This window comes from Lysinibacillus sp. FSL M8-0216, from assembly GCF_038595555.1.
Taxonomy (GTDB): Bacteria; Bacillota; Bacilli; order Bacillales_A; family Planococcaceae; genus Lysinibacillus; species Lysinibacillus fusiformis.
The window spans coordinates 3,591,126-3,616,502 of record NZ_CP152007.1; the positions used below are offsets into that span (position 1 = coordinate 3,591,126).

A 25,377-nucleotide genomic window follows, 5' to 3' on the forward strand; every position below is an offset into this window, starting at 1 on the left:
AAAACATGAAGCTCCAAACGAAAAAGATTGTCTAGATGACAGTCTTTTTTCTTTACCAAAATAAAGTAAAGGCGTTATTTCCCATGAGAAAGTCATTATCCTTATGACCGTGTAAGAAAAATGACAAAAGCCATCGAGAGTAAACTTCTCGATGACTTTTGACTAAGTCTGAGACTATCTAGTACGACAGTCTTTTTATAATTTTAGCGTACTTCTGTACCATCGATTGTAGCAATTGCTTTTAGTACTTTATTGTGTGCAGCTACTACTTCTTCGTCTGTTAACGTGCGTTCTGGGTCGAAGTATGTGAGCGAGAATGCTACGGATTTTTTCCCTTGCTCCATTTTCTCACCCTCGTATACGTCAAATACGCGGATATCCTTCAATAATTTCACACCAGCTACATTAATAGCTTTTACGACTTCGCCTGCAGTTGTTGTACGGTCCATAATAAGCGCAATATCACGAGACATCGCAGGGAAACGAGGTACTGGTTTGTAGGAAAGTGGCGCTTCTTGATCAGTTGCATTTAATAGAGCAACAAGGTTCATTTCCATAACATACGTATCTTTTACACCCCATGCCTTTTCCTCTGCAGGGTGTAGTCCACCAATAATACCCACTTGCTCGCCATCCAATACTATACTAGCTGTACGACCTGGGTGTAATCCATCAATTTGTGCTTTTTCAAATGAAATGCGATTTCCTAGGCCAAGCTTGCCAATAACACCTTCTATTACACCTTTTAAGACGAAGAAATCTACGGCTTTTTTCTCGCCTTGCCATGCGTGATCTAGCCATTTCCCTGTAAGGACTACTGCAAGATGCTCTTCTTCGAAAGGTTGCCCTTCCTCCGATTGACCAAGGAATACTGAGCCGATTTCATATAGAGCTACACTGTCTGCTTGGCGGGCAACATTATAGGCTGCTGCTTCAATTAAGTGTGGAACTAGGCTTTGTCGTAATGTAGAGCGTTCTTCACTCATAGGCATTAGTAAACGAGTGACTGGTTCAGCTTTCAATGCAAATCGTTGTGACAGCACATCAGATGTTAATGAATACGTCACAGCTTGATACAAGCCAGCACTCTCCATATAATTACGAACAACACGACGATTAGCTTGATAAGCTGTTAAACTACCTACTTGTGTAGCACCCTCTGGTAATGTCGTTGGAATCTCGTCGTAGCCATAAAGACGAGCAATTTCCTCTACGATATCCTCTTCGATTTTAATATCCTGACGACGTGTTGGTGCATCAATAATTAATAAACCATTTGCAGCTTCTACTCCGAATTTTAAGCGCTCTAAAATAGAAAGCATATCCTCTAATGCGATTTTCATGCCTAAACGTTCGTTAATAAAATCTGGTGATACGACAACACGCGCTGGTGTTTTATCTAAATCGTCTACCACACATGTACCTTCCAATACTTCACCACCAGCTAATGCAGCAAGTAATGTTGCAGCACGTTCAGCTGCAGGTAAAACACGATTCGGGTCTACCCCTTTTTCAAAGCGGGCAGATGCATCAGATCGAAGGCCAAGATGACGAGATGTTTGACGCACTGTTAAGTCGTCGAAATAAGCCGATTCAATGACAACAGTCGTTGTAGAATCTGTTACCTCAGAATTAGCACCACCCATTACACCAGCAATAGCAACTGGCTCTTTGCCATTCGTAATAACTAAATCTGACGCTTTTAAGGTACGTTCTTGGTCATCTAAAGTTGTGATTTTCTCACCCTCCGTTGCTTTACGAACAACGATTTCACCTGTTGCTAGACTATCATAGTCAAAGGCATGAAGTGGTTGACCATATTCCATTAACACATAATTCGTTACGTCCACTACGTTATTATGCGGGCGTACACCTGCTGCCATCAAACGATTTTGAAGCCACATTGGTGACTCCCCAATTTTGACGTTTTTCACAACTTTTGCGACGTACATTGGGTTTGCTTGCATATCTTCCACACGAAGCTTTAGTAAATCCTCTGCTTTTTCGCTGGCAGCTTGATAAGAAATATCTGGATACTTTACTTCCTCTGACAGGATAGCACCCACCTCATATGCTACACCTAGCATTGAAAGGGCATCTGATCGATTTGGTGTTAAACCAAGCTCTAGCACTGTATCTCGTAAGCCTAGAATAGCCAGTGCGTCCGTTCCTACTTGCGCATCTTCTGGAAGTACGTAAATGCCCTCAGAGTAAGCTTTAGGTACAAGCTTTCCTTCAATACCTAGCTCTTGTAATGAACAAATCATGCCATTTGATTCATGTCCACGAAGTTTAGCTTTTTTAATTTTAATACCGCCAGGCAAATGGGCACCTGGGCGAGCCACAATTACTTTTTGACCAGCATCTACATTGGGAGCACCACAAATAATTTGTTGAGGCTCTTCTTCACCAACATCCACTTGACAAATATTTAATTTATCGGCTTCTGGATGTTTTTCCTTTGATACCACATATCCGACTACAACTTTTTCCATTGCATTTGCACGATCAATGACTGCGTCTACTTCAATTCCTGAACGTGTAATTTTTTCTGCTAATAGCTCAGGTGCTAAGTCCTGTGTATTGACATAATCTTTTAACCATTCTAATGAAACTAACATGTTTTATCCCCCTTACGCCTCTGTTCGCTCGAATTGTGATAAGAAACGAGTGTCACTCGTATAGAAATGTCGAATATCGTCGACACCATATTTCAACATGGCAATACGCTCTGCACCAATACCAAATGCGAAACCAGAAACTTTCTTCGGATCATAGCCAGCCATTTCTAAGACGTTTGGATGAACCATACCTGCGCCTAGTATTTCAATCCAGCCAGTGCTCTTACATACGTTACATCCTGCACCACCGCATTTAAAGCACGAGATATCCATTTCAACAGATGGTTCTGTGAATGGGAAGAAGCTCGGACGAAGTCGAATTTCACGTTCAGCACCAAACATTTTTTTTGCTAAAGTATCTAAAGTTCCTTTTAGATCACTCATACGAATATTTTCGCCAATTACTAAACCTTCAATTTGCATAAATTGATGTGAGTGCGTGGCATCATCATTATCACGACGGAATACTTTTCCTGGACATATGATACGAATAGATTCACCTTTTTTAGCTTCCATAGTACGAGCCTGTACAGGCGATGTATGAGTACGTAATAATATTTCCTCGGAAATATAGAACGAGTCTTGCATATCACGAGCGGGATGACCCTTTGGTAAATTTAATGCTTCAAAGTTATAGTAGTCCTTCTCTACTTCAGGACCCTCTGCAATTTCATAGCCCATGCCAATAAATAAATCTTCAATTTCCTCAATGACACGTGTCAATGGATGGCGATTCCCTACTTTTATTTCACGTCCAGGTAAAGTAACATCAATCGACTCACTTGCTAATTTTTCAGCAATAGCCGCTTCTTCAAGTACAGCAGCTTTTGACTCTAATACTGCCGTTACGTTTTCACGAACATTATTCACTAAAGCACCCATTTTTGGTCGCTCTTCAGCTGATAATTTACCCATTCCTTTTAATAAATCAGTAATAGGTCCTTTTTTCCCTAAATATGCAACACGTACTTCATTTAATTCTTTTAGACTTGCTGCTGCTTCAATTTTAGCAAGTGCTTCTTGCTCTAATTGTTTTAATTGCTCTTCCATGTTAAAACCTCCTTAGAAAATTAACGCCTGTTTTTAGGCATAAAAAAACTCGCCCCTAAAAAAGGGACGAGGACATATTCGCGGTACCACCCTAGTTATTGCAAGGCCAATATCCTTACAATCACTTCATTCACATAACGACTTGATAAAGCCGGCTTACCTTTACAGCATCAAGCTGGTCCCGGTAGCTGCTCGCGGGCTGAATTCAAAATTGCATCGGTACGGCGTTGGCTCTCAATCTCCGGCCACACGCTCCCTGTCGTCCATTCACAATCTTTACTACTTCCCGGTCATAGCATTTCATATTTAAACTTACATTTTAGAATTGATTATACAATAACGATCAGTTGCAAATCAAGGGGCAACTAGCGGAAACCCGCATGATTCTGTCAGTTATTTCACAAAACCATATAAAACTATACCAGTTGCTACAGCTACATTAAGTGATTCAGCCTGACCAAAAATTGGAATGATTATATTTTGGTCTGTCATTGCTAAAAGCTGTGGCTGAATACCACTACCTTCATTTCCCATAATAATCGCAAATGCACCAGTATGCTGAATGTCGCTATATGGCACGGCGTCTTCATCCAATGCCGTACCAAATACTGGAACTCCTTGATCCTGTAAAAAGTCTACACATTCCGTTAACTCTTCACGTACTACAGGGATGTGGAAATGTGAGCCTTGTGCAGCTCGTAACGTTTTAGGGTTGTAGACATCGGCACAGCCCTTCCCTAAAATAACGGCATCTAATCCAGCTGCATCGGCTGTACGAATCATCGTCCCAATATTGCCTGGGTCTTGAACAGCATCGATCAATAACACTTTACGCCAGGATGCCTTTACTTCCTCCTCTAATGCAGGCTGTCTACAAATAGCAAAAACACCTTGTGACGTTTCTGTTTCCGCAAATTCCTTCGCTACTACTGACGTAACCTCTACAATAGCAATGCCATCAATTGGCCATAGCATCGGTAAATCTACACCTTCACGTACAATAATTTGCAGGACTTGCTCTTTATTTTTTAATGCTTCTTCTACAAGGTGAAAGCCTTCCACTATGAATTCACCTGATCGTTCCCGTTCTTTTCGTGTTGTCGCTAATTTTTTCCAATATTTCACTAGCGCATTTTGCGTAGATTCGATTCTCTTCATTGCTACCTCTTACCGCCTTTTTCCTATATATTGACCATTATTATACCTTAGTAAATACTAAATTTCATAGCTATGTGAGAAAACTGTTTTTTTCTAGGACAAGTGTAATTTTAATGCTGTGTCTAACAACTCCACCATGTTATAATGATACATACTTTGTAATAATTTTACAGTATCGAGAAAAAAGGTGATCAGGATGAAAAAAACAATACATGTAGTTGGTGCCATTATTGAAAATGATCAACAAGAAATTTTCTGTGCTTTAAGAAATGCCCATATGGTACTCGCTAATTATTGGGAATTCCCTGGCGGTAAAATTGAACCCGGCGAAACTCCCCAGCAAGCACTTTATCGAGAAATCCTTGAGGAATTCAACTGCGTCATTCAAGTTGGTGAGCCAGTGACCAAAACTCTTTATGAATACGAACAATTTTTTGTTCACCTAGAAACTTATCTAGCCACTATTATTAAAGGTACTCCACAAATATTGGAACACGCTGAAGCAAAATGGGTTCCTCGTCAGCAATTGCTTAAGCTTTCTTTTGCACCTGCCGATTTACCTTCCATTGAAAAATTATTAGCGGAGCCATAACACATATTTACTTCATATCAAAAAAATGAGTCACTTGGTTACGACCATTTTTTTTCGATGCATACAAGGCATCATCCGCATTTTTTAGCAATGTCGTACCAGTATCTTCTGATGTGACGGTTGCCATTCCAATACTTATCGTCACCTGACCAGCTGGCCAATGATCTAACGCAACTGTTTTTCTAATTTGCTCCCCTAACTCTTTTGCTGCGGCAATCTCAGTTTCCGGTAAAATCATGACAAATTCCTCACCACCATAACGAGCAACGGTATCTTCTTTACGCGCTCGTTGTGTTAATAACTGTGCCAATTGAGCAAGAACATCGTCACCTACTTGATGTCCAAACGTATCATTAACTTTTTTAAAATGGTCAATATCAAGAATACATAGTGAGAAAGGCTTAGCTGATTCATAATAACTATTGAGCTGTTGTTCAAGTTTATCTTGAAAGAATCTTCTATTTTTCAAACCCGTAAGTTTGTCTGTCTCCGACAATTCAATTAAAGTAGCATTCACGGCTAATAATTTTGCCTGTTGTTGTTCGATTTCTACATGAATTTGCTCCAAATTGGCTAATGCCTGTTCTTTTTCTTGGTAGGCTGCCTCTAGCAGCTTTTTAGCTGAACGTAACTCTTGTTCATAATCAATACGCTTTTGCATTTTGACTAAAATACAATCAATTCGCTCTACCGTATCTTCCTTGTACAATCTAGCATTCATTAGAAATGGTATAGCCATCCCTTCCTTATGTTTGAGATGAATAAACAATTCCTCTACTTGCTGTTCTAAATTTATCATCGGATAAAAATACGAGTGAAAAATTAATTTATTAGCAGTAGATAGAAGTACCTCTAGATGTTGTTGCAGCAAATCTACCTGCTCAAAGCCTATCCAATTTAATAAGGTGTGATTGACCTCTGCAATTACTCCTTCGTGAGTGATGGAAAGAAAACCACATGGCGCATCATTAAGTCGTTGTTCCATTTACAATAATCCTTTCATTATTCTTCCCTACAAAAAACCCGTAATACACTGGATGGTTTCATTTGGGTGACTAATGTGAGGGTAATGTCCTTTCGCTTCCATTAAGCTAAAAGTACTGCCTTTAATATGTTTATGTAAATAATCTCCTACACTTATAGGCACAATACTGTCCTCAGAGCATTGGATAATTAAAACTGGGACTGTTACCTTTGATAATTCATTTCGATGATCCGATAAAAATGTTACCTCGGCAAATTCTCTCGCAATGACAGGATCTGCAGATTTAAATGTTTGTTTGAGCTCATCCGTTAATGCTGGATTTTCAGGATTGCTCATTGCGATAGGAGCCATATAGCTTGCCCAACCAGCAAAGTTCATTTCCATCATATCTAATAATTCCGCAATATCACTACGCTCAAATCCACCCATATATTCACCATCATTTAAATAACACGGTGAAGGTCCAATCATAATCAATTTTTTAAAGTATTCAGGTCGTTTAATGGATGCAAGTAATCCAATCATAGAACTAATAGAATGTCCTACAAAAATACTTTGCTGTAATTTTAAAGATTCAATAACATCCAATAAATCTTGCACGTAGCCTTGCAAACTTTGATATTTCTCTGATGTATAGGCATTTTTATCTGAGCTTCCAGATCCGACATAATCGAATAATATAATTTTATATTTGTCCATAAATGCAGGCGTAATAAAACGCCACATGTTTTGATCACAGCCAAAACCATGTCCAAAAATAATCGGTTGATCTCCTTGTCCAATTACTTTCACATGATTACGAACAACAATATTTTCCATCTCGCTAACTCCTTTTTAGAAATATATGTAATAGTTTTATTGTGACCTTTGGTACTGTAATTATCAAGATTAATTTCCACTTATAGATTGGACATGCTTTCACTATAAGAAGAGAGCAGCAATGCGTCCGCATACTGCTCATCTTATAGACTATAACCATTTGCTAATAGGCGGAATACTTTGCGGAAATTGAAATACATTAAATGGATCATATTTTGTTTTCACTTCTCTCAACCTTCTAAAATTACGACCATAATAGGCTGTTGGCCAATCTTGAATAAATCGATCGGGGAAATTGACATAATCGCCTGTGGTATATGGAGATAAAGCCCTCCGTATGTCCTCCACCCATTTTATATTTTGCCTTTCATCATCTGGGTTTTTCCAAGAGGTATTGTATTCTTGAGCCATTATTGCATTTCGGTAGAAATAGGCTGTGTGATTTGGAGCAATTTCACTGACGGCTCCTCTTAAGGATTGCTGCCAAATTGTCGTATTTGGATTAGGGGCATGCGTTAAAAATTCCTTCATTCTCTTAATGGCCTCAAAAGGAAGCGGTCTCTCAATAAAAGAACCTGATCTTTTATAGAGCATTGGTTGATTACCACTTGGTAGATCAAAAAATTCTACTGCCTTTATATAGGGTACTTCCTTTATCCATATATTTATTGGTGAACCTGCCTTTCTTAATGGTCGAAGAAGTTTTTTTAATTCCGCTGTGGAACCCACAAATTCTCCTTGAGATACGATCTCCCCAACTTCCTTCGTCTTTAATTCAATTTGTGATGTCAGACGACTATCAGTAAATGGAGCCCATTTTTGCCATGTATCAAAAGCAAGCTCAAAATCACTCCATCCCCATGTGATGGAAAAGAGCGAAACTTCACTGATAGCATGGAGCTTGAATGTTAATGAAGTGACAATACCGAAATTCCCACCACCGCCACCACAACTGGCCCAAAAAAGGTCATTATTGTGTTGCCTATTTGCTTGGATCATCTTGGCACCATCCTGTCCACTTGCAATCACTATCTCTATTTCGAGGAGATTATCACAAGTTAGCCCAAAAAGTCGTGACAGCATGCCAATCCCTCCACCAAGGGTTAAGCCAACTACGCCAACGCTACTTTCTGTACCAGCAGGTATCGTTACACCTTTTTCCCATAATTCTCTGTATACCTTTCCTAAATTGGCACCAGCCTCGATTTTGACCGACATGTCTTGGAGATTAATAGCGATATTATTCATGTCACTTATATCAATAACAAGACCCTTATTTAATAACGAAAAATTTTCATAGCTATGCCGACCACTGCGAACCCTGAAAGGTTCATTGTTTTCCCTTGCCCATTTTATGGCATTGACCACATCTTTTGTTCTTTGACAAAATACAATTAAACTCGGATACTTGGAATTATTTAAATTATTATTCGTCCGCGCTTGTTCATAATTCGGATCTTCAGGAGTAACGATTCTACCTGTAAGCTTCGCTTTCTTCACCTTAAACCCCTTCCCCATCACATCTAATTTATGTCATATCCTATGCTAGGTATCCTAGGGAAAGAATTTGAAGCTTTAAGCTTTTGCATATCTCTTATAAAATACTCATTTCATCATTTGAATCATATGATGCAGTAATGAACTATCATTTAGGAGGTGTTCTATGATTATTCATGTAGTAAGTGCTGGGGAAACGCTTTGGTATATTGCCAATCGTTATGGGGTATCTGTGCAATCTATTACCCTGTTAAATGCGTTAGCTACACCAGATCAATTAGCCATCGGACAATCACTTGTTATCCCTTCATCGTATACCACTTATACCGTGAAAAGCGGAGATACATTATGGTCGATTGCCCAACAATTTGGCGTTCCGCTACAAGCAATCATTGCAGACAATCATCTAACGAACCCTGATATGTTAACACCTGGCACTAAATTAATTATTCCACCAGTCGTTCATATTGTGCAGCCTGGTGAAACTTTATGGCAAATAGCTCAAAATTATGATACGACCATCCAAGCAATTATTGCTGCAAATCATATTAACAACCCTAATATGATTTATGTTGGTGCTCAATTAATCATCCCTAGAAAATTACCACTTATCGAAGTAAATGCTTATTCTTACCAACCACCTGAGGAAGCAATTGATTCCATTAATGCTGTTGGTCATCTACTTACTTATTTTAGTCCTTTTGCTTATAAGATGAAGGAAGACGGTACATTACAGCCTATAAATGATGAAAAAATGATAGCAGCTGCACAGGCTAAAAACATCATTCCTATGTTAACACTCACTAATTTTACTTCAACAGAAGAAGGCTCTAATTTGGCACATGTTGTCTTGTCCAATGAAGAGTTGCGTGTCAAAGTCATGAATAATGTTTTACAGGTGATGCAAGAGAAGGGCTATCAAGTTTTGAATATTGATTTTGAAAATGTTTTGCCTGCTGATCGAGAAAATTACAATGCATTTATCCAATTAGCAGTGGATATGCTACATCCAAAGGGTTATCTCGTATCAACTGCACTCGCACCTAAAACCAGTGCAACGCAAGTTGGAACGTTATATGAAGCACATGATTACGAGGCACATGGTCGAATAGCAGATTTTGTAGTTTTGATGACGTATGAATGGGGATATCGTTTTGGATCTCCTCAAGCCATTTCCCCCATTAATGAGATGAGAAGAGTTGTTGAATATGCACTTACAGAAATGCCTGCGGATAAAATTTTATTAGGCTTTGAGCTCTATGCCCGTGATTGGTTATTACCTCATGTCAAAGGTCAAGAAGCCGAGACATTTAGTCCACAGGAGGCTCTTAATCGAGCCATTAAATATGGTGCCACCATCCAATATGACCAAACAGCGCAATCCCCATTTTATCGTTATGTCGATGAACAAGGAAGAAATCATGAGGTATGGTTTGAAGATGCGAGAAGTGCACAAGCTAAATTTGACATGGTCAAACAATACAATCTTCGAGGAATTAGTTATTGGGCTTTAGGCTTCCCATTCCCACAAAATTGGGTACTTTTAAATGAAAATTTTTCTATAAAAAAGCCTTAATTTTTTTATTGTGCACGCAACTAATAAAGATATGCTACATTTCCCGATTTTTTCCCATGATAAAAAACTCATTTCAGAGCCATATTAAGATATACCAATTTGAAAGGAGCAACTCACATGGGAAGAGACAATAAACAAGGTCAAAGTAACAATAAAGGTTCATTACCTCAAACGCCAAAAAACCAGAAAATCGCCCCTAATAAGATTAGTGAGGAATTTTCTCAAGAGTTCATGGAGCTGATAAATACAGTAACGCAAAAACAGCACAATAAGAAGCAAAAATAAGGGGGGCTTCAGTTGGATTTTCAACGTGCACATGAAATTGTCGCCTCACCGTTAGAATATGAAGTGAGCTATAATGGCGTTTCCGTTTGGATCGATAAAATCCATGCTGATGAGAAAACAGCGACTGTTCTCCTACGTCGTTCTTTAGGGGAAAGTTCAGATGTGGATATATCCGAACTTAAGGAAGAATATCTCGTTCACTAGAAAGGAAAGAACCTGCTTCATTTTTACCTAAGCAGGTTCTTTGCATTACTTTACATACTATAATGTTCTTTATATTGAAGCTGCGTTAAGACTTCATCTACATGGTGGTGCAAATCATGAAAGGTTTCCGAAATTTGCTGAGGTGAAATCGGTCTACTAAATAAATAACCTTGAATATAATCACATCCACCTTCCATCAGAAACGACAGCTGCTCAACCTCTTCGATGCCCTCCGCCACAACCTTCAAGCGTAAATGCTTCGCCATCGAAATAATCATCGACACAAGAGCCTCATCATTTGGATTATGTTGAACATTTCTCACAAAAGTACGGTCAATTTTTAGACAATCAATGGGAAAATCCTTTAAATAGGATAAAGATGAATATCCTGTTCCAAAATCATCGACTGCAATTTGAATACCTAGCGCCTTTAATTCATGCAGAAGCTGTGTCATTTGATCAATATTCATTGTCATACTTTCCGTAATTTCTAATTGCAAATAATGAGCATCTAATTTCGAACGCTGTAATATTTCACCCACCATTTCAACTAAATCCTGTTGAAATAATTGTCCAAGTGAAAGATTAACAGCCACTTTGATTGGAGGTAATCCTTGTTCTTCCCATTGTTTCGCTTGCTGACAGGCCGTTTCTAATATCCATTTGCCAAGAGGAATAATGAGACCACATTCTTCTGCAATCGGAATAAATATTTCAGGTGACACAAATCCTCGATTTGGATGTTGCCAGCGCACTAATGCTTCAACTGACTCAATCGCACCACTTTTTAAATTTACCTGTGGTTGATAATCTAAATAAAATTCGTTATTGGCTAACGCATTATGTAAATCTTGCTCTAACAATATACGTTCTGCTATTCCTTTAGACATGTATGGCTTATAGAAAAGAAATCTTTGTGGTATTTGTCTAGACTCTCGCATCGCTAATTGGGAATGCATCAATAGCTCTTCACCCGTCCATTTTTCCTCCTGTAAGGCTATTCCCATATTTAAATTGCCATTTAACGAAAATAATTGTACCTGTAAAGGTTTTTTCATAGCACTTTTTAAATTCAAACAAAATTGTAATAGCTCTTCAATTGTCTTTACATGATTAATATAAATGACAAATTGGCCCTCTTGTAGTTTGGTCGCAAAATAATGCGGTGGTAAGATCGTTTGTATACGTTCTGCCACTAGCTTCATCATTTTATTAGAATGACTAATCCCTATGGAAGAACGAATGGCTGCAAACCGATCAATTTCAATGGCAATGACTGCCTTTTGATGTCCATTTTCATGTAATTTTTCTTTTAATGTTTTAAGTAATAAATGCTCATTTGGTAATAGTGTAATATCGTCATGATAGGCTTGGAATTGTAGCTCCCGTTGTGATTGTTCAAGATCCTTCTTTATTTTTAAAAGTTGTTGAAATGGTTTTTCAACAGATGTATAATAAATAGCCTTTAGGAAAAAGTAAAATGCTAAAAATTGATAGATAAGGGCGGAGAAATCCCATATCGCATGCGTATCTTGGCTTATAATGAAAAACGTATCACTTACAATGAGCGAGATAGCTGCACTGATGAGCCACATGGAACGCTTTGGCATTTTCTTCAAAAATCTACTAATAATGTTTATCGTTATCAGTTGAAGAACAATAGAAAATAGGTGTACGATATTATCAATATGATCTATCCATTGCACTGGCAATAATTTTGGTGAGATATATACTAGGAGAATACTTGCTATAACAAAAAGTAGAGAACCACTATAACTAAGGATTCGATGCTTCATTGTTAATTGTTTTTTAGGGTATAAAATAATGAATAAAAAGCCGAGTGATAAGTAAAAACGTATTAATATATGTAAAGTATCCTCCATAAAGGCCCATCTGATGGAATGATTATGGCTAAAAAATAAACTGACTAATTCAAGTAATGCTAAAATAAAAAACACATTTCCTATGTATAAAGTTTGATTTGATAGTAAGTGGGAAAAAACTAAATACGATTGTATGGCAATTGCCATCGTAAATACAATAATTAATACTTGTATAATCAATTTTAAATTTGTATAAATTTCACCTTGAAAAACACCGTATATTTGATTGCTAAAACTTAATAATGGTATCACCAGCAGTAATGGTAATACCATGTACCAAACCTCTTTTTTATCGATCTGATTAAACCATTTGCCCAACACAAACCCTCCATACTACTATGTAAAAAAATCGCTAGGTATTTTTAACTATCACAATTGAATAATTTATGTAAAATTGTATTTTTCTTTGACTACTTACAAATCATAACACTTTTATCGTAATTTGTATGCATTCAAGTGAAGTATGCTAATATTCATTTTATTACAATATTAGCATACTTTTGATATATTATTGCTTTTTTCTCACTTCAAAATCCTTATTTCTTAACTTCTTAATGATTCTTTGCCTTCTTTTTTTACTGGCTTCTACTGAAAAACCTAGTAGATTAGCGATGTCTTGATCACTGAGATCTTCTACATAATATAGGTATAAAATGCTCCTTTCTACCTGTTTAAACTGGCACATCAAACCTTCTAGAAAGTTGGAACTTTGTGGATAGTTATATTCCTCCCGCTCAAGCTCATTACGAAGAAAATCAAGGGTTTCATCATCCACTATTGCTATTTTCTCTACATAGTTTTTTTCCTTTATTAATTCATTTAATAGTTCTCCTTTTATTGCGGAATAAATATAACCAGATAATTGTCCTTTTGATGGATCTGCCTTTAGCCACGCCTTCCAAACAGCAATAGCCGCTACTTGACGATAATAATCATAATCTTTATAAATTCTCAAACTTGTAAGAATAGAGCTAATCATCGGTTGCACGCTTTCCAAGACTTCCTCAAATGATTGGGTAGTTGTGAGCTTTCGATTGTTACGAAGGGTCACTTGTCTCTTCCTATCGACTATGCACAGTCTAATATTCCTAGGTGACATTATCTTAAACTGGATATTTCTCGAAATCGAATGTTCACTTTTATCATTTAATCGCTTAATATGGTTCAAATTCCTCTCAGTATTCATCATAATTACAGCTTATTTTTGTAAATTTGATATATTTTCTTTGGCATTTCGTACATATTAAAACGATACTTGGACAAATTACTAGTAAGGAGGCGAAATAGATGAATTTTCAAATTAGAGATGCGATTACAGCCAATGTACACGGTCAATCTGCAGCAGAAATTAAAGACATTGTTGAAGATGCCATTAGCCGTGGAGAAGAGCATTTACTGCCAGGACTTGGGGTATTTTTTGAAAAATGGTGGAAGCAATCAAGCTCCACTGAACAGGAAGCATTCGTTCAAAAGTTAGAAAAAGCATTTGCAAACTGATTTTTTATAAGCAATGCATTCCATTTCCAATAAATGCATGATAATGTTTTACTTATCAGAAAATTTGGAGGGATTGGAATGACTGTTGCAGTAGAATTAATTATCAATCAACTCAAACAGGTATTATTAGAAGAACAAGTGTCAACAAACGAAACGGTACGACAGCTACATGGTAAGGATGAATCCCATCATGCGATGAGCTTACCTGATATCGTTGTTTTTCCCCGTTCCACCGCTGATGTCAGTGCCATCTTAAAAGTCGCGCATGCACATCGTGTTCCAGTTGTACCATTCGGTGTTGGCTCAAGCCTAGAAGGAAATGCAATTCCCATAGCAAATGGTATTTCAATTGATTTCTCTGAAATGAATGCTATTTTAGAAGTTAGACCTGAAGACCTTCTTGTAAAAGTACAGCCAGGCGTCACACGTTCACAATTGAATAAAGAATTAAAAAAGCATGGGCTACAATTTACAGTGGACCCAGGTGCTGATGCCACACTAGGTGGTATGGCAGCTACTAATGCTAGTGGCACTACTGCGGTTCGCTACGGTGTGATGCGCGATCAAGTTCGCGATTTAGAAGTAGTACTGGCAGACGGCTCTGTCATCCATACAGGAAATTTGGCAGCGAAGTCCTCATCTGGCTATCATTTAAACGGTTTATTCGTTGGCTCAGAAGGTACGCTTGGTTGCTTTACAGAACTTACACTGAAAGTATATGGAATACCTGAATTTGTGACCGCAGGGCGGGCTGTCTTTAATACAGTCGGTGATGCTGTCAGTTCCGTCACAGCATTATTACAAACAGGAATATCAGTTGGTCGGGTGGAATTGGTCGATGAGGCCTCCATTCAACAAGCCAATATTTATAATGACACTGTCTTTAGCGATAAGCCGACACTCTTTTTAGAGTTCCATGGAAATGAAGCAGGTATGCATGCAGACATAGCATTTGCTACAGAAATTTTTGAGGACTTTCATTGCCTATCTGTTGAGTTTGAACACGATAATGCTGGACGTAATAAGCTTTGGGAAGCACGCCATTCATTGGCCTATGCTTATATGCATGCTCATCCTGGTAAAAAGCTTATGTCGACAGATGTTTGTGTTCCTATTTCCATGCTTGCAGAAACTATTTTATATGCTAGGGAGCAACTAAATACTGTTGGACTAGCAGGAGGAATTGTCGGGCATGTAGGAGACGGTAACTTCCATGCGCTGTTAATGTTAAATCCCGATGATGCGGAGGAGCAGGCAAAAGCCGATCGCTTCAACGAGCACATCGTTCAATATGCTCTACTTCGTGGAGGCACATGTACAGGAGAACACGGTGTTGGAATTGGCAAGATGAGATATCAGGCAACTGAACACGGTAGCTCCCTTGCTGTCATGAAAAGTATTAAGATAGCACTTGACCCCCTTAACATCATGAATCCAGGGAAAATTTTCTCCCTCTAGCCATAAGAAACCGCTGATTCCAATAATCAGCGGTTTTTATTTATAAATCATAACGGAAGCTCTTTACTAATATATCTCCCTTATAAAATTCCTTCGACTCGTCTCTTACAAAACCTAATGATAAATAAAGATTAATGGCAGCCTGCATAATATCTCCTGAATGCAAATATAGGGCTTGATCCTGTCTCTTTCTTGCAAAGGAAAAGCTTTCCTGTAATAATTTCTTGGCCACTCCCTGCCCTCTCCCTTTTGGATGGACCCCCAATAAACGCACGATGGTCGATTGAATATTAAGCTCAGGCAGCCCATATGCTTTCTCCGCATCGGTAAATAATTGTAGTCCTCCTAAAATCTCATCCCCTCGCTTTGCAACTAGTATCGTTTCGGCGTTTGGATTGCCAACGGATGCTCGAATATCATTTAAATACGAAGCCCAGTTCTCTGGGTCCTTATAATCCTTTTCATATTGCCCATAGCTTTCTACTAAAACCTCAAGATAATTTGCATAATCTTCCTCTTGTAAATGTTCAATAACAATTTCCGCTATTGTCATATATTAACCCCTTTCTACTATAGGCCACTTTTACTATAGGCCGTTACTCTTTTTTCAATACGATGTGAGATCCATTCTGTAATAATTGAAATCCCCCAATAAATGATACCAACCGCAATGAAAGCCTCTAAAAACTTCAAGTTCACAGAAGCAACAATGTTCGCCACTCCTGTCAATTCTTTAATCGACAGAAAAAAGGCTAATGATGTAGCATGTAAAAAACCAATAAAGACATTCGTAAAGTTAGGAATGGACTTACCAAATGCTTGGGGTAAAATATAACGTCGCATTGCTTGTGTAAAGGTTAAACCTATTGCATACGCCGCTTCCAATTGCCCTTTCGGTACACTTAAAATACCAGAACGAATAATTTCCGATGCATAAGCACCTGCACTGAATGTTAGTGCAAGTATGACAAAAAATAATATTGGAATGGAGCTGGATTGAAATGATAAGTGGAAAATATTGGACACAACATCGACTAGCATGGGTAATCCAAAATAAACAAGCATGATATGCATTATAATAGGTGTGCCTCTGAAAAAGGAAACATAAAAATTTAAGAAGGGTGTCAAAAATATTATTTGTTTTATCCGCACAAAGGCTATAAGTATTCCTATTACAATACCTAATAAAACAGGTGTAAATGTCATGAATAGAGTTAGCGGTATTACTCTACTAATTTCTCGTAAAGCCACCAACACAAATGCAATATCAATGGTCATAGTACTTCCCCCTAATGAGTGGCAACTTCTTTTGGCATATAGCGGTTGAAATAACGTTCATTGAATTTGAATATTTTTTCAAGAATTATGACAATCGCAAAGTAAACGATCGATAATGCCACATATATTTCAAATGCCCGAGTTGTGGACGCGATTAAAGCTTCTCCACGCCCAACCATATCCATTACACCTATGGAAAAAGCGAGTGATGTATCTTTTAACGAACTAATCATTGTGTTCGCTATATTTGGAAAAGCAACGCGGATTGCTTGTGGGAAAACAATTCGCAGAAAAGCCTGAGGACCGCTTAATCCCACACAATAGGCTGACTCCATTTGCCCGCGGTCAACAGTTAATATAGCTGCACGAAATATTTCAGCAAAGGCTGCCGCATTGCTCAAAGTATACGTAATAATGACAAAATACATCGCATCCATTCGAGTAACATCAATATGAATGAGCTTGAGGAGTGCTGGTACACCATAAAATACTAAAAACAACTGCACTAAAATGGGTGTGCCACGAATAAATGAAATATAAATTGTAATAAGTTGCTTTAATCCCGCTACGTTTAGAAGCTTTGGTATAGCTAGCATAATTCCAAGCACCATACCAAAAAGTATGGAGAACACTAGTATTTCAGCTGTTACTGGTAAATACTGAAGCAATGTCGGAAGTACTTTCGCAATAAGTACGAAATCAAAATTATTATCCATACTTCTTTCTTCCTTTCCTGATTGTTAGAAGTCTACTGTGTAATCATCTCCTAACCATTTCTTACTTAGATCGCTAATCACTCCCTCTTTCTTTAGCTCAACAATGGCCTCATCTAGACGCTCTTGTAACTTCACTTCATCCTTATTTAATAAGAAATAAACCTTCGAATTTAATAATGCATCCCCAACGACCTTTTGCTGTGCCTCATTGCTTTCGTTATAGTATTTCACCGCAAAGGGTGTCGTAATAATGGCATCAATACGGCCACTTGCCAGTTGATTATTCACATCGACTGAACCTGAAGAATAAACAATATTTGCGCCTAAATGATGGTCCTTATTATATTTTTCAATAAAGACAGCGGAGTTACTTGTTGGCGAAACGCTCACATTCTTTCCTTTCAAATCTTCAATAGATTGAATCTCATTATTCTTTTCATTAACGGTCACCTTTAATGGGAAAACGTTATAGGGTTCTTTATTAAATAAAAATTTTTCTTCTCGTTCACTATTAACTTCCATTTGATGGGCAATAAAATCTATTTTTCTTGTTTCTAAACTTAGTAATAAATTTGAAAATTCCATTGTTTTCAATTCGAATTCATATTCAGGTAGCTTTTCATCGATTGCTCGAACTAGTTCTACATCATAGCCAGTTAAGTTTCCTTTTTCATCTATAAAACAAATATTTGGAAATTGTGTACCTGTACCGACAATAATTTTTTGGACATCTTTCCCACCTTGTGCTGTTTTTTGTTCATTTGAACCTCCGTCCGATTTTTCTGAACTCGCACATGCTGTTAATAGCGTCATCAGTAAAAGTAACAGCAAAAACAATATTTTTTTCATATATTTCCCTCTCCTTCTTCTATATATGTGAGGGTAAGCCCACGGCAAGTGCATTCTTTACATGCTCTAATCCAATTTCTGTTATGGCTCTATAGACACCACTTTCACTCGAGCCAATTTCCACAATCGGCACATAACAAACGCCATATTTTAAGTCAAGAATGTCTCTAAATGTATCATTATTAGTTACATCGACTGTTTTATAAGGAATATGCTGTTCATGTAAATACGCTTTTATATCATCACAATAGCTACATCCCTGCTTCGACCAAACAATGATATCTCTTGTCACTGTCATTAATTTTCCTCCTTAGCTTACCGTTACTTGTTGCTGTAGCTTTAAATGAATAGGACTTAAAAGCTCAAAGGAGCGTTGCCGTTCAAATTCCTTTCGTACAGGCGTGTGCAAAATGAATTCATCTATTTGATATTGCACGTGAAAATGATCTAGTAGATCTTTAATTTCTTTTGGCGACCCATAAACAATATCCGCATCATATTGTTTGACCGTATATGCCTCTCCAGATTCCTGCCCAAATTTTTCTGCTAGCTCTACTGATTGTAAAGTCAATGTCCTACCGCTTGCTAAATGAACTTTTGTAATTTTTTGGTCTTCTATCAAGCCTTTTGCCTCTTTATTTGTCGGTGCTGCAACGGCTGCAATCGAGACAGCAAAGTGACCATTTGGATGATGTTCACGATAAATACTAGACGACTGTGCCAATAATTCATTGTCGCTATTAATAAATCGGGCAAAGACAAATGCAATACCAAGTCTCCCTGCAAGTTCTGCACTTTGCGGACTTGCCCCTAATAAGAATAGAGCCGGCTTTATTTTTGGAATGGGTGTTGCTTGCACGCCATGAAGATCATGATTCGTAGGTACATTTTGTTCAATTAATTGCTGTAAAAATGTTAGTCTCTCCTCAAAGTCCTCTCCTTGATTGAGCGTGCCATATTGTAAAGCTTTTGTAGAAAGCGGTAAACCACCTGGTGCCTTCCCAATGCCTAAATCAACACGCCCCGGCTCTAATGATGCAAGAACATGAAAGTTTTCAGCTACTTTGTATGGACTGTAATGCTGAAGCATGACTCCACCAGACCCAATGCGAATAGACGCGGTTTTTGCAAGTAAATAGGATACTAATACTTCTGGAGATGACCCTGCTAGTGCATCCGTATGATGATGCTCCGATACCCAAAAACGTGAGTAGCCTAACTGCTCCGCTTTCTGTGCAAATGCGACGGTTTTTTGTAAGGTTTGCTCATTTGTAGCTCCATCAATAATTGGACTTTGATCTAATATGCCTAATGTATAACTCATACACAGCCTCCTTAATTTCACTTATTCAAATAAATTTACTAGGTTTTCAGACAGACTGTTTGATGTATCGGCTTTCTTTAAATGGCAAACCTAAATTCCCACGCAATGTATCTGCTTCATAGTCTTCTCGATAAAGTCCTCTAGCTTGTAATATCGGTACTACTTTATCAACAAAATCTTCTAAGGCACCTGGTACCGTTACACCGATTATGAAGCCATCTGCGGCCTCCTGCTCAAACCATTCCTGTACAAGATCTGCCACCTGCTCTGCCGTTCCAAAAAATGCTGTTTTAGGAGTCGCCTCACGTAAAGCGACTTGACGTAATGTAAGTCCCTCCTGCTTAGCATAGCTTTTAATATAATCAGTCGTACTTCTAAAGCTATTTGCTCCAATATCACCTAGCTCAGGAAACAGTGCGTCCACATCATATTGTGTAAAATCATGATGATCAAAATAACGTCCAAGATAAGCCAAAGCACGGTCAATGGAAACTAATTCAACAATTTCCTGGTATTTTGCCTCTGCTTCCTCAACTGTATCGCCAATGATTGGGGAAATACCTGGAAAAATCTTTACCTCATCTGGATTTCGCTCAAATGCTGCAATCTCTGCTTTTACTCTTTTATAAAATTTTTGAGATTCTTCAATAGATGCTCCATGTGTAAAAATGGCATCTGCATCCTTGGCAGCCAACCGAATCCCGGCATCAGATGCCCCAGCCTGGAATATAACTGGCTGACCTTGCTTTGTTCGTCCAATATTAAGTGGACCTTGGACTGAAAAATACTGCCCTTTATGATGTAGCGTGTGCAATTTTTCTGGATCAAAAAATTGGTCGTTTTCGGCATCTGCGATAAAGGCATCATCTTCCCATGAATCCCATAAACCTTTGACAACCTCTAAATATTCTTCAGCGATTTGATAGCGTTCTGCATGACTAGGATGTTGTTCAATCGTTTTATTGTAGTTCAAAGCAGTACTTTCTAAAGGAGTAGTGACAACATTCCAGCCTGCACGCCCTGCACTAATATGATCTAAAGAAGCAAACTGGCGTGCCACTGTGAATGGTTCGCTATAGGAAGTCGATACCGTTCCAACTAACCCAATATTGTTAGTTGCTACAGCCAATGCTGATAATATCGTAATAGGCTCAAAACGATTTAAAAAATGAGGAATCGATTTATCATTAATAAATAAGCCATCCGCAATAAAAGCAACATCAAATTTCCCTTCCTCTGCCTTTTGTGCCTGTTGAATATAAAAAGGTAGGTTGACACTTTGATTGCTCGCTACCTTGGGATGACGCCAACTTGAAATATTACCACCTACCCCGTGAATAATTGCTCCAAAACGAATTTTGTCTTGTCTAGCCATATCCATTCCTCCTCATTTTTATTTTTTACTAAACATAGTGGTTAAGTATGTTTTAGTGTTAAAAAAATATTTATTTACGATCACTCATAAATAAATTTGGATTGAGAATGATATTACAGTTCATTCAGACAATTTGCAATAGGTTCAGTAATAGAAAAAATTTAGCGTTTATATAAAAAATTTTATCACTCCACCATTTGTACCCTTTCAAAATCCTTCGCTGTATGACAGATTGTCTCCCAAAAAGCTGAAGTCAATGCATCTTTATTTTTATAAGTTAGGAAGATATGTTGATTCATATCCAGTAAATGCTTGATATCTACTTCAATAAATTCGCCGCTTTCAAGTTCATTTTTGACACAAAGCTGTGGTAAAAAGCTAATATAGTTTTTTGTGCGAATGAAAGCCTTAGCGACCTCTAAATGGTCGGTTCGAACCTCTATATTGGCTGCTACACCCTTTATGTCGAACATTTTATGCACATAATTCCAATCAAACGCTCCACACTCAAAAAACACCAGCTTCTGTTGTGCCAATTCTTTCGCTTCGATGCATTCATATTGTGGTAATGGGTGTTCACAATGCTTCACAAGCTTCACCGCATTATCTAATAATAACTCGTTGAATATCCCTTCTCTGTGCACATACTGAATAAAAGCTACATGAATTTGGTGACTCTCTAATTTCTCTAATAGAGTAGCTGTTGAACCTGTCACCAATTGAAAACGTAAATTAGGAAATTGTTCTTTCCATTTAGGCAACGCATACGCTAAAAAATATTGGGCTGTTACGCCATTTGCACCAATACATACATCATCTGTTTCCTGTGTCTTTTCCAATTGCTTCTTTCCTTGCTGAAATGTTTGTACGATTTGAGTCGCAAAAGGTAAGAAATCTTTGCCTTTATCTGATAAGGTTACACTTCGTCCCTCTCGATAAAATAACTCAACCCCTAGCTCCCGCTCCAATGATTTGATGCGTGCAGTCACAGTCGGTTGAGAAAGAAACAAGGCGCTGGCTGCCTTATGCGTACTCTTATAATGGACAACATATAAAAAAGCCTCGATATGATCTATATTCATGTGAATTCCATCCCTTCACTCCTTAGTTACTCTATTATATAAATAATTCTTTATATTCTCTATATTTTATAGGAAAACTTAGTTTTTAGTCCTATACCCCTCGATACAAAAGAAAAAAGTAACCCAGCGTCTCCCAGGTTACTTAACTATGTAGCGATGTAGCCATCCATCTTGACAACAAGCATCGCGCGTGGTGAACATCCCTCTGTCTGTCAGCCACTGTATGTTATTCACATAGGCACCCTCTGTTGCCCATGTAAACTCTATTTATTGTACTTCTAACCCCGAAAATAAAGGTCACATTTTACGCTAGAATCGATGCAAGAACTGCTTTCTGTGCATGAAGTCGGTTCTCAGCTTGCTCAAAAATATAAGAATTAGGGCCATCAATAACAGATGTTGCCACTTCTTCCTCACGATGTGCTGGCAAGCAGTGCAGAAACATGTAGTTCGGTTTTGCATACGCTACAAGCTCATCATTAATTTGGTAATCTGCAAAATCTTGCAAACGTTTTGCTGCTTCTTCCTCTTGCCCCATTGATGTCCAAACATCTGCATAAACAACATCTGCATTTAATACCGCTTCCACAGGGTCATGTGTCACCAGAATCGTGCTGCCATTTGCCGCGGCAATTGCTTGTGCTTTAGCGATAACTTCCGCATCACATTCATAGCCCGCTGGTGTCGCCACAGCTACATTCATCCCAACATGTGCTGAAGCAACTATTAAAGAATGTGCTACGTTGTTGCCATCTCCCACATAGGCAATTTTAAGCCCCTTTAAAAAACCTTTGTTCTCTGCAATTGTTTCTAAATCCGCTAAAGCTTGGCATGGATGATAAATATCTGTTAATCCATTGATAACAGGAATAGTTGCATGCTCTGCTAGTTCCCTCACCATTGCATGGGAATTTGCTCGGATCATAATGCCATCCAAATAGCCTGATAAGACATGTGCTGTATCGTAAATGGATTCACCACGACCTATTTGTAAATCACGCGCATGCATAAACATACTTTTTCCACCTAGCTGATTCATACCGACTTCAAATGAAATACGAGTACGCGTTGAATGTTTTTCAAAAATCATACCAAGTGTTTTGCCTTCTAATAATCTTGGGCATTTCCCCTCTTTGGTAATCATTTTAAGCTGTGTTGCTAATTCAATAAGTTCTGCAACTTCTTGACTTGTATAGTCTAGCAAAGTTAATAGGTCTTTTCCTTTTAAACTAGAAACTAACTTTAGCTGTACTTCTTCGAGTAATTTCATGGCCTTCGCTCCTTGTATCATTGCTGTTGAAATCAGTATAACATGCATAAATATAAAATCAAATGAATTTTTATAATTTTATTAAGGAAATATTAAATGTGACAAAAATTCGTCAATTTGAATATTTATTCATATCAACCATTTCTACGATTGAATTCTTTGTAGAAATTCACTGAAAGAAAGGGGTTAAGAATAAAGAAAGAAAAGGGAGAGCAGTTATTGAAAGAATTTGAAAACGTTAAAAACCTCCTAACAATAATTTGTTAGGAGGTAAAATTTCTTTATACATGTCATTACCTTTATATATTGCTACTTACTCGATACTACCTGTTGGGTATAATGTAGTTCCTCCAATGGAGACTTTGATTTCATTAGACATTGGAACATTATATTCATCAATAACCGTTCTCCACCATTCCCATGCAAGACCTGTACATTCTCTTGCATAAATTCTTATATTTTTTGAATTAGCCGGAAGCGGTATGACTGTAGAGAAATGAGCGGTTTTGTCCTTCCAATTGCCATCCCAAGTTTTATGGGTTAATACTTCATTTCCATTTTCATCATATGAGAATTCGTCCCAAGCTACTTCAAATTGAGCAACGTATGCACCATAATGATCGAGGATGATCTTTCCTTTAGAATATTCCGTAGCTGTCGTCTCGATATAATCTGTATTATTATGAACAGCAGCAATTGAATGATCCTTTAAGAAAACACTTGTATATGAGATTGGATAGCCTGGATTTTTAAGACTAAATTCTCCATTATCTTTAATTACTTCTCTAATATCATTAAAGTCCTTTGAGACAATTTGATTATGCTTTTGTGAATCTCCGCCTAATACTACAGCCGTAAAGGAACTTTCCTCAAAAATATCCTTGTATTGTGCACTAGTTTCTACATTCGTATTAGCATTCTTCAGTAATGCTTTAAAAGCAGCTTGTACATCCTTACTCTTTGAGCTTGTTTCTAATTTCACATAAATGGTTCTCCCATAGGCTACATTCGACACCATAACAGGAGGGGCATCATTGTTTACTCCTTTACGAGTTAACTCTGCAAAATTAACGCTATCATCGAAAAGGTCTGATGGATTGTTAGGCAATTCAGCACTTACGGTATAAAAAATCTGTTTGTATGCCGCAACCATCACTTTTTTCTCTCCATTCGCAATCGCATTAAAGTCAATCCCCAGCGAATTGTCGAGAACTTGAGCGTTTACATTCAAAGCGCTTGCTATTTGAGATTTGCTATAAACCATAGATTCTGAATATTGTAGTCTTGCAGGCAAAGTATGTGTTGTGGAATACTTCTCACTCCAAGTAGACACTAACTCATCCACTGCACCAGATACATTTCCATATGTCGGATTATCCACAGTCAAAGTATTTTCCCTTTTCATACCAGGTAAATCAATGCTAATATTTAATGGTTTTCTTTTAGCCACCAATAAGCTAGGTTGATTGTCTACAAAAGCTTGGTTGGCAAGTTGTAATGCTCCTGGATATGTTCGATTCGCCATAGAATCAATAATTGATATATCCACTGGTGAGGTTGTCAGTGATTTCTTGTTACGCTCCACCACTATAAATTTATCATTTGAGCTAACTCCTTCTTTAGGAACAAAGCTATCAACCCTGTCACCATTCACTGCTAATATTTCCCTGTTGTTGTAATTCAAGTTTGCTATACCCGTATCAATATCACTAGAACTATTAGTATCAAGTGTTTCAGCTAATGAAATACTTGGATAAGTTAGAAGGCATAAACTAATAGATAAACATAGTAAAAACTTGATTGTTTTTCGAATTCCCAAATAAATCCACTCCTTTTATAGGAAATTATACCATATAAA

24 protein-coding genes are annotated in these 25,377 nt (G+C 37.8%); 6 read left to right on the plus strand and 18 right to left on the minus strand.

Annotated elements, in window-relative coordinates:
• Positions 1-203: 203 nt before the first annotated feature.
• The 3 genes from pheT to MKX57_RS17785 all read right to left on the minus strand — a co-directional run bounded on the left by pheT (position 204) and on the right by MKX57_RS17785 (position 4,829).
• Positions 204-2,621: a phenylalanine--tRNA ligase subunit beta gene (gene pheT, locus MKX57_RS17775; protein ID WP_239354830.1), complete on the minus strand. Its 2,418-nt coding sequence runs from the start codon at positions 2,619-2,621 to the stop codon at positions 204-206.
• Between the two features lie 12 nt (positions 2,622-2,633).
• The gene (pheS, locus tag MKX57_RS17780; RefSeq protein WP_008179193.1) at positions 2,634-3,671 is read right to left on the minus strand and encodes a phenylalanine--tRNA ligase subunit alpha; all 1,038 of its coding nucleotides are present in this window, start codon (positions 3,669-3,671) and stop codon (positions 2,634-2,636) included.
• 393 nt (positions 3,672-4,064) lie between these two features.
• On the minus strand, positions 4,065-4,829 hold the full coding sequence (locus MKX57_RS17785; protein WP_096365028.1) for an RNA methyltransferase: 765 nt from the start codon (positions 4,827-4,829) through the stop codon (positions 4,065-4,067).
• Between the two features lie 196 nt (positions 4,830-5,025).
• Here MKX57_RS17785 and MKX57_RS17790 point away from each other — a divergent pair, with 196 nt between their 5' ends.
• The gene (locus MKX57_RS17790; RefSeq protein WP_090002302.1) at positions 5,026-5,421 is read left to right on the plus strand and encodes a (deoxy)nucleoside triphosphate pyrophosphohydrolase; all 396 of its coding nucleotides are present in this window, start codon (positions 5,026-5,028) and stop codon (positions 5,419-5,421) included.
• 7 nt (positions 5,422-5,428) lie between these two features.
• Here the strand turns inward: MKX57_RS17790 and MKX57_RS17795 are convergent, their stop codons facing one another.
• The 3 genes from MKX57_RS17795 to MKX57_RS17805 form a co-directional block, all read right to left on the minus strand.
• Positions 5,429-6,406: a sensor domain-containing diguanylate cyclase gene (locus MKX57_RS17795; protein ID WP_008179216.1), complete on the minus strand. Its 978-nt coding sequence runs from the start codon at positions 6,404-6,406 to the stop codon at positions 5,429-5,431.
• Between the two features lie 27 nt (positions 6,407-6,433).
• A complete protein-coding gene (locus tag MKX57_RS17800; RefSeq protein WP_342550506.1) occupies positions 6,434-7,225 on the minus strand; it encodes an alpha/beta hydrolase in 792 nt (263 codons plus the stop codon).
• A 150-nt stretch (positions 7,226-7,375) separates the two neighbouring features.
• The gene (locus MKX57_RS17805) at positions 7,376-8,725 is read right to left on the minus strand and encodes an FAD-binding oxidoreductase (protein WP_090002308.1); all 1,350 of its coding nucleotides are present in this window, start codon (positions 8,723-8,725) and stop codon (positions 7,376-7,378) included.
• 163 nt (positions 8,726-8,888) lie between these two features.
• On the opposite strand from MKX57_RS17805, the gene MKX57_RS17810 reads away from it, so the two are divergent.
• The 3 genes from MKX57_RS17810 to MKX57_RS17820 all read left to right on the plus strand — a co-directional run bounded on the left by MKX57_RS17810 (position 8,889) and on the right by MKX57_RS17820 (position 10,787).
• Positions 8,889-10,298: a LysM peptidoglycan-binding domain-containing protein gene (locus tag MKX57_RS17810; RefSeq protein WP_089985724.1), complete on the plus strand. Its 1,410-nt coding sequence runs from the start codon at positions 8,889-8,891 to the stop codon at positions 10,296-10,298.
• A 117-nt stretch (positions 10,299-10,415) separates the two neighbouring features.
• Positions 10,416-10,583, plus strand: coding sequence for a YfhD family protein (locus MKX57_RS17815; RefSeq protein WP_107922400.1), 168 nt, complete (start codon positions 10,416-10,418; stop codon positions 10,581-10,583).
• Positions 10,584-10,595: 12 nt separating this feature from the next.
• Positions 10,596-10,787: an H-type small acid-soluble spore protein gene (locus MKX57_RS17820; RefSeq protein WP_089985723.1), complete on the plus strand. Its 192-nt coding sequence runs from the start codon at positions 10,596-10,598 to the stop codon at positions 10,785-10,787.
• Positions 10,788-10,837: 50 nt separating this feature from the next.
• Here MKX57_RS17820 and MKX57_RS17825 read toward each other — a convergent pair whose 3' ends face one another.
• Both MKX57_RS17825 and MKX57_RS17830 read right to left on the minus strand, forming a co-directional pair.
• Positions 10,838-12,988 carry an EAL domain-containing protein gene (locus MKX57_RS17825; protein ID WP_258955056.1) on the minus strand — a complete coding sequence of 717 codons (2,151 nt, stop codon included), beginning with the start codon at positions 12,986-12,988 and terminating at the stop codon, positions 10,838-10,840.
• 190 nt (positions 12,989-13,178) lie between these two features.
• Positions 13,179-13,769, minus strand: a complete 591-nt coding sequence (locus MKX57_RS17830) for a sigma-70 family RNA polymerase sigma factor (RefSeq protein ID WP_170844094.1) — start codon at positions 13,767-13,769, stop codon at positions 13,179-13,181.
• A gap of 188 nt (positions 13,770-13,957) precedes the next feature.
• Here MKX57_RS17830 and sspI point away from each other — a divergent pair, with 188 nt between their 5' ends.
• Complete coding sequence (gene sspI / locus MKX57_RS17835; protein ID WP_008179231.1) at positions 13,958-14,167, plus strand: small acid-soluble spore protein SspI; 210 nt, start codon at positions 13,958-13,960, stop codon at positions 14,165-14,167.
• Between the two features lie 78 nt (positions 14,168-14,245).
• Positions 14,246-15,625 (plus strand): FAD-linked oxidase C-terminal domain-containing protein, encoded by a 1,380-nt coding sequence (locus MKX57_RS17840; RefSeq protein ID WP_089985721.1) that lies wholly within the window; start codon positions 14,246-14,248, stop codon positions 15,623-15,625.
• A 40-nt stretch (positions 15,626-15,665) separates the two neighbouring features.
• Here MKX57_RS17840 and MKX57_RS17845 read toward each other — a convergent pair whose 3' ends face one another.
• The 10 genes from MKX57_RS17845 to MKX57_RS17890 form a co-directional block, all read right to left on the minus strand.
• Entirely contained in the window at positions 15,666-16,178 is a 513-nt protein-coding gene (locus MKX57_RS17845) for a GNAT family N-acetyltransferase (RefSeq protein WP_025114512.1), read from the minus strand.
• Between the two features lie 17 nt (positions 16,179-16,195).
• Positions 16,196-16,903 carry an amino acid ABC transporter permease gene (locus tag MKX57_RS17850; protein ID WP_090002312.1) on the minus strand — a complete coding sequence of 236 codons (708 nt, stop codon included), beginning with the start codon at positions 16,901-16,903 and terminating at the stop codon, positions 16,196-16,198.
• 11 nt (positions 16,904-16,914) lie between these two features.
• Positions 16,915-17,619, minus strand: a complete 705-nt coding sequence (locus tag MKX57_RS17855) for an amino acid ABC transporter permease (RefSeq protein WP_342550507.1) — start codon at positions 17,617-17,619, stop codon at positions 16,915-16,917.
• 24 nt (positions 17,620-17,643) lie between these two features.
• Positions 17,644-18,468, minus strand: coding sequence for a transporter substrate-binding domain-containing protein (locus tag MKX57_RS17860; RefSeq protein WP_096365018.1), 825 nt, complete (start codon positions 18,466-18,468; stop codon positions 17,644-17,646).
• Positions 18,469-18,487: 19 nt separating this feature from the next.
• Entirely contained in the window at positions 18,488-18,766 is a 279-nt protein-coding gene (locus tag MKX57_RS17865) for a glutaredoxin family protein (protein ID WP_342550508.1), read from the minus strand.
• 12 nt (positions 18,767-18,778) lie between these two features.
• Positions 18,779-19,792 carry an LLM class flavin-dependent oxidoreductase gene (locus tag MKX57_RS17870; protein WP_342550509.1) on the minus strand — a complete coding sequence of 338 codons (1,014 nt, stop codon included), beginning with the start codon at positions 19,790-19,792 and terminating at the stop codon, positions 18,779-18,781.
• 46 nt (positions 19,793-19,838) lie between these two features.
• Entirely contained in the window at positions 19,839-21,167 is a 1,329-nt protein-coding gene (locus MKX57_RS17875) for an LLM class flavin-dependent oxidoreductase (protein ID WP_043990573.1), read from the minus strand.
• 185 nt (positions 21,168-21,352) lie between these two features.
• Positions 21,353-22,249 (minus strand): LysR family transcriptional regulator, encoded by an 897-nt coding sequence (locus tag MKX57_RS17880; RefSeq protein ID WP_008179249.1) that lies wholly within the window; start codon positions 22,247-22,249, stop codon positions 21,353-21,355.
• A 304-nt stretch (positions 22,250-22,553) separates the two neighbouring features.
• Positions 22,554-23,519 carry an ornithine carbamoyltransferase gene (gene argF, locus MKX57_RS17885; RefSeq protein ID WP_043990574.1) on the minus strand — a complete coding sequence of 322 codons (966 nt, stop codon included), beginning with the start codon at positions 23,517-23,519 and terminating at the stop codon, positions 22,554-22,556.
• A 313-nt stretch (positions 23,520-23,832) separates the two neighbouring features.
• Positions 23,833-25,344, minus strand: a complete 1,512-nt coding sequence (locus MKX57_RS17890; protein ID WP_089985715.1) for a thiol-activated cytolysin family protein — start codon at positions 25,342-25,344, stop codon at positions 23,833-23,835.
• Positions 25,345-25,377: the final 33 nt, after the last annotated feature.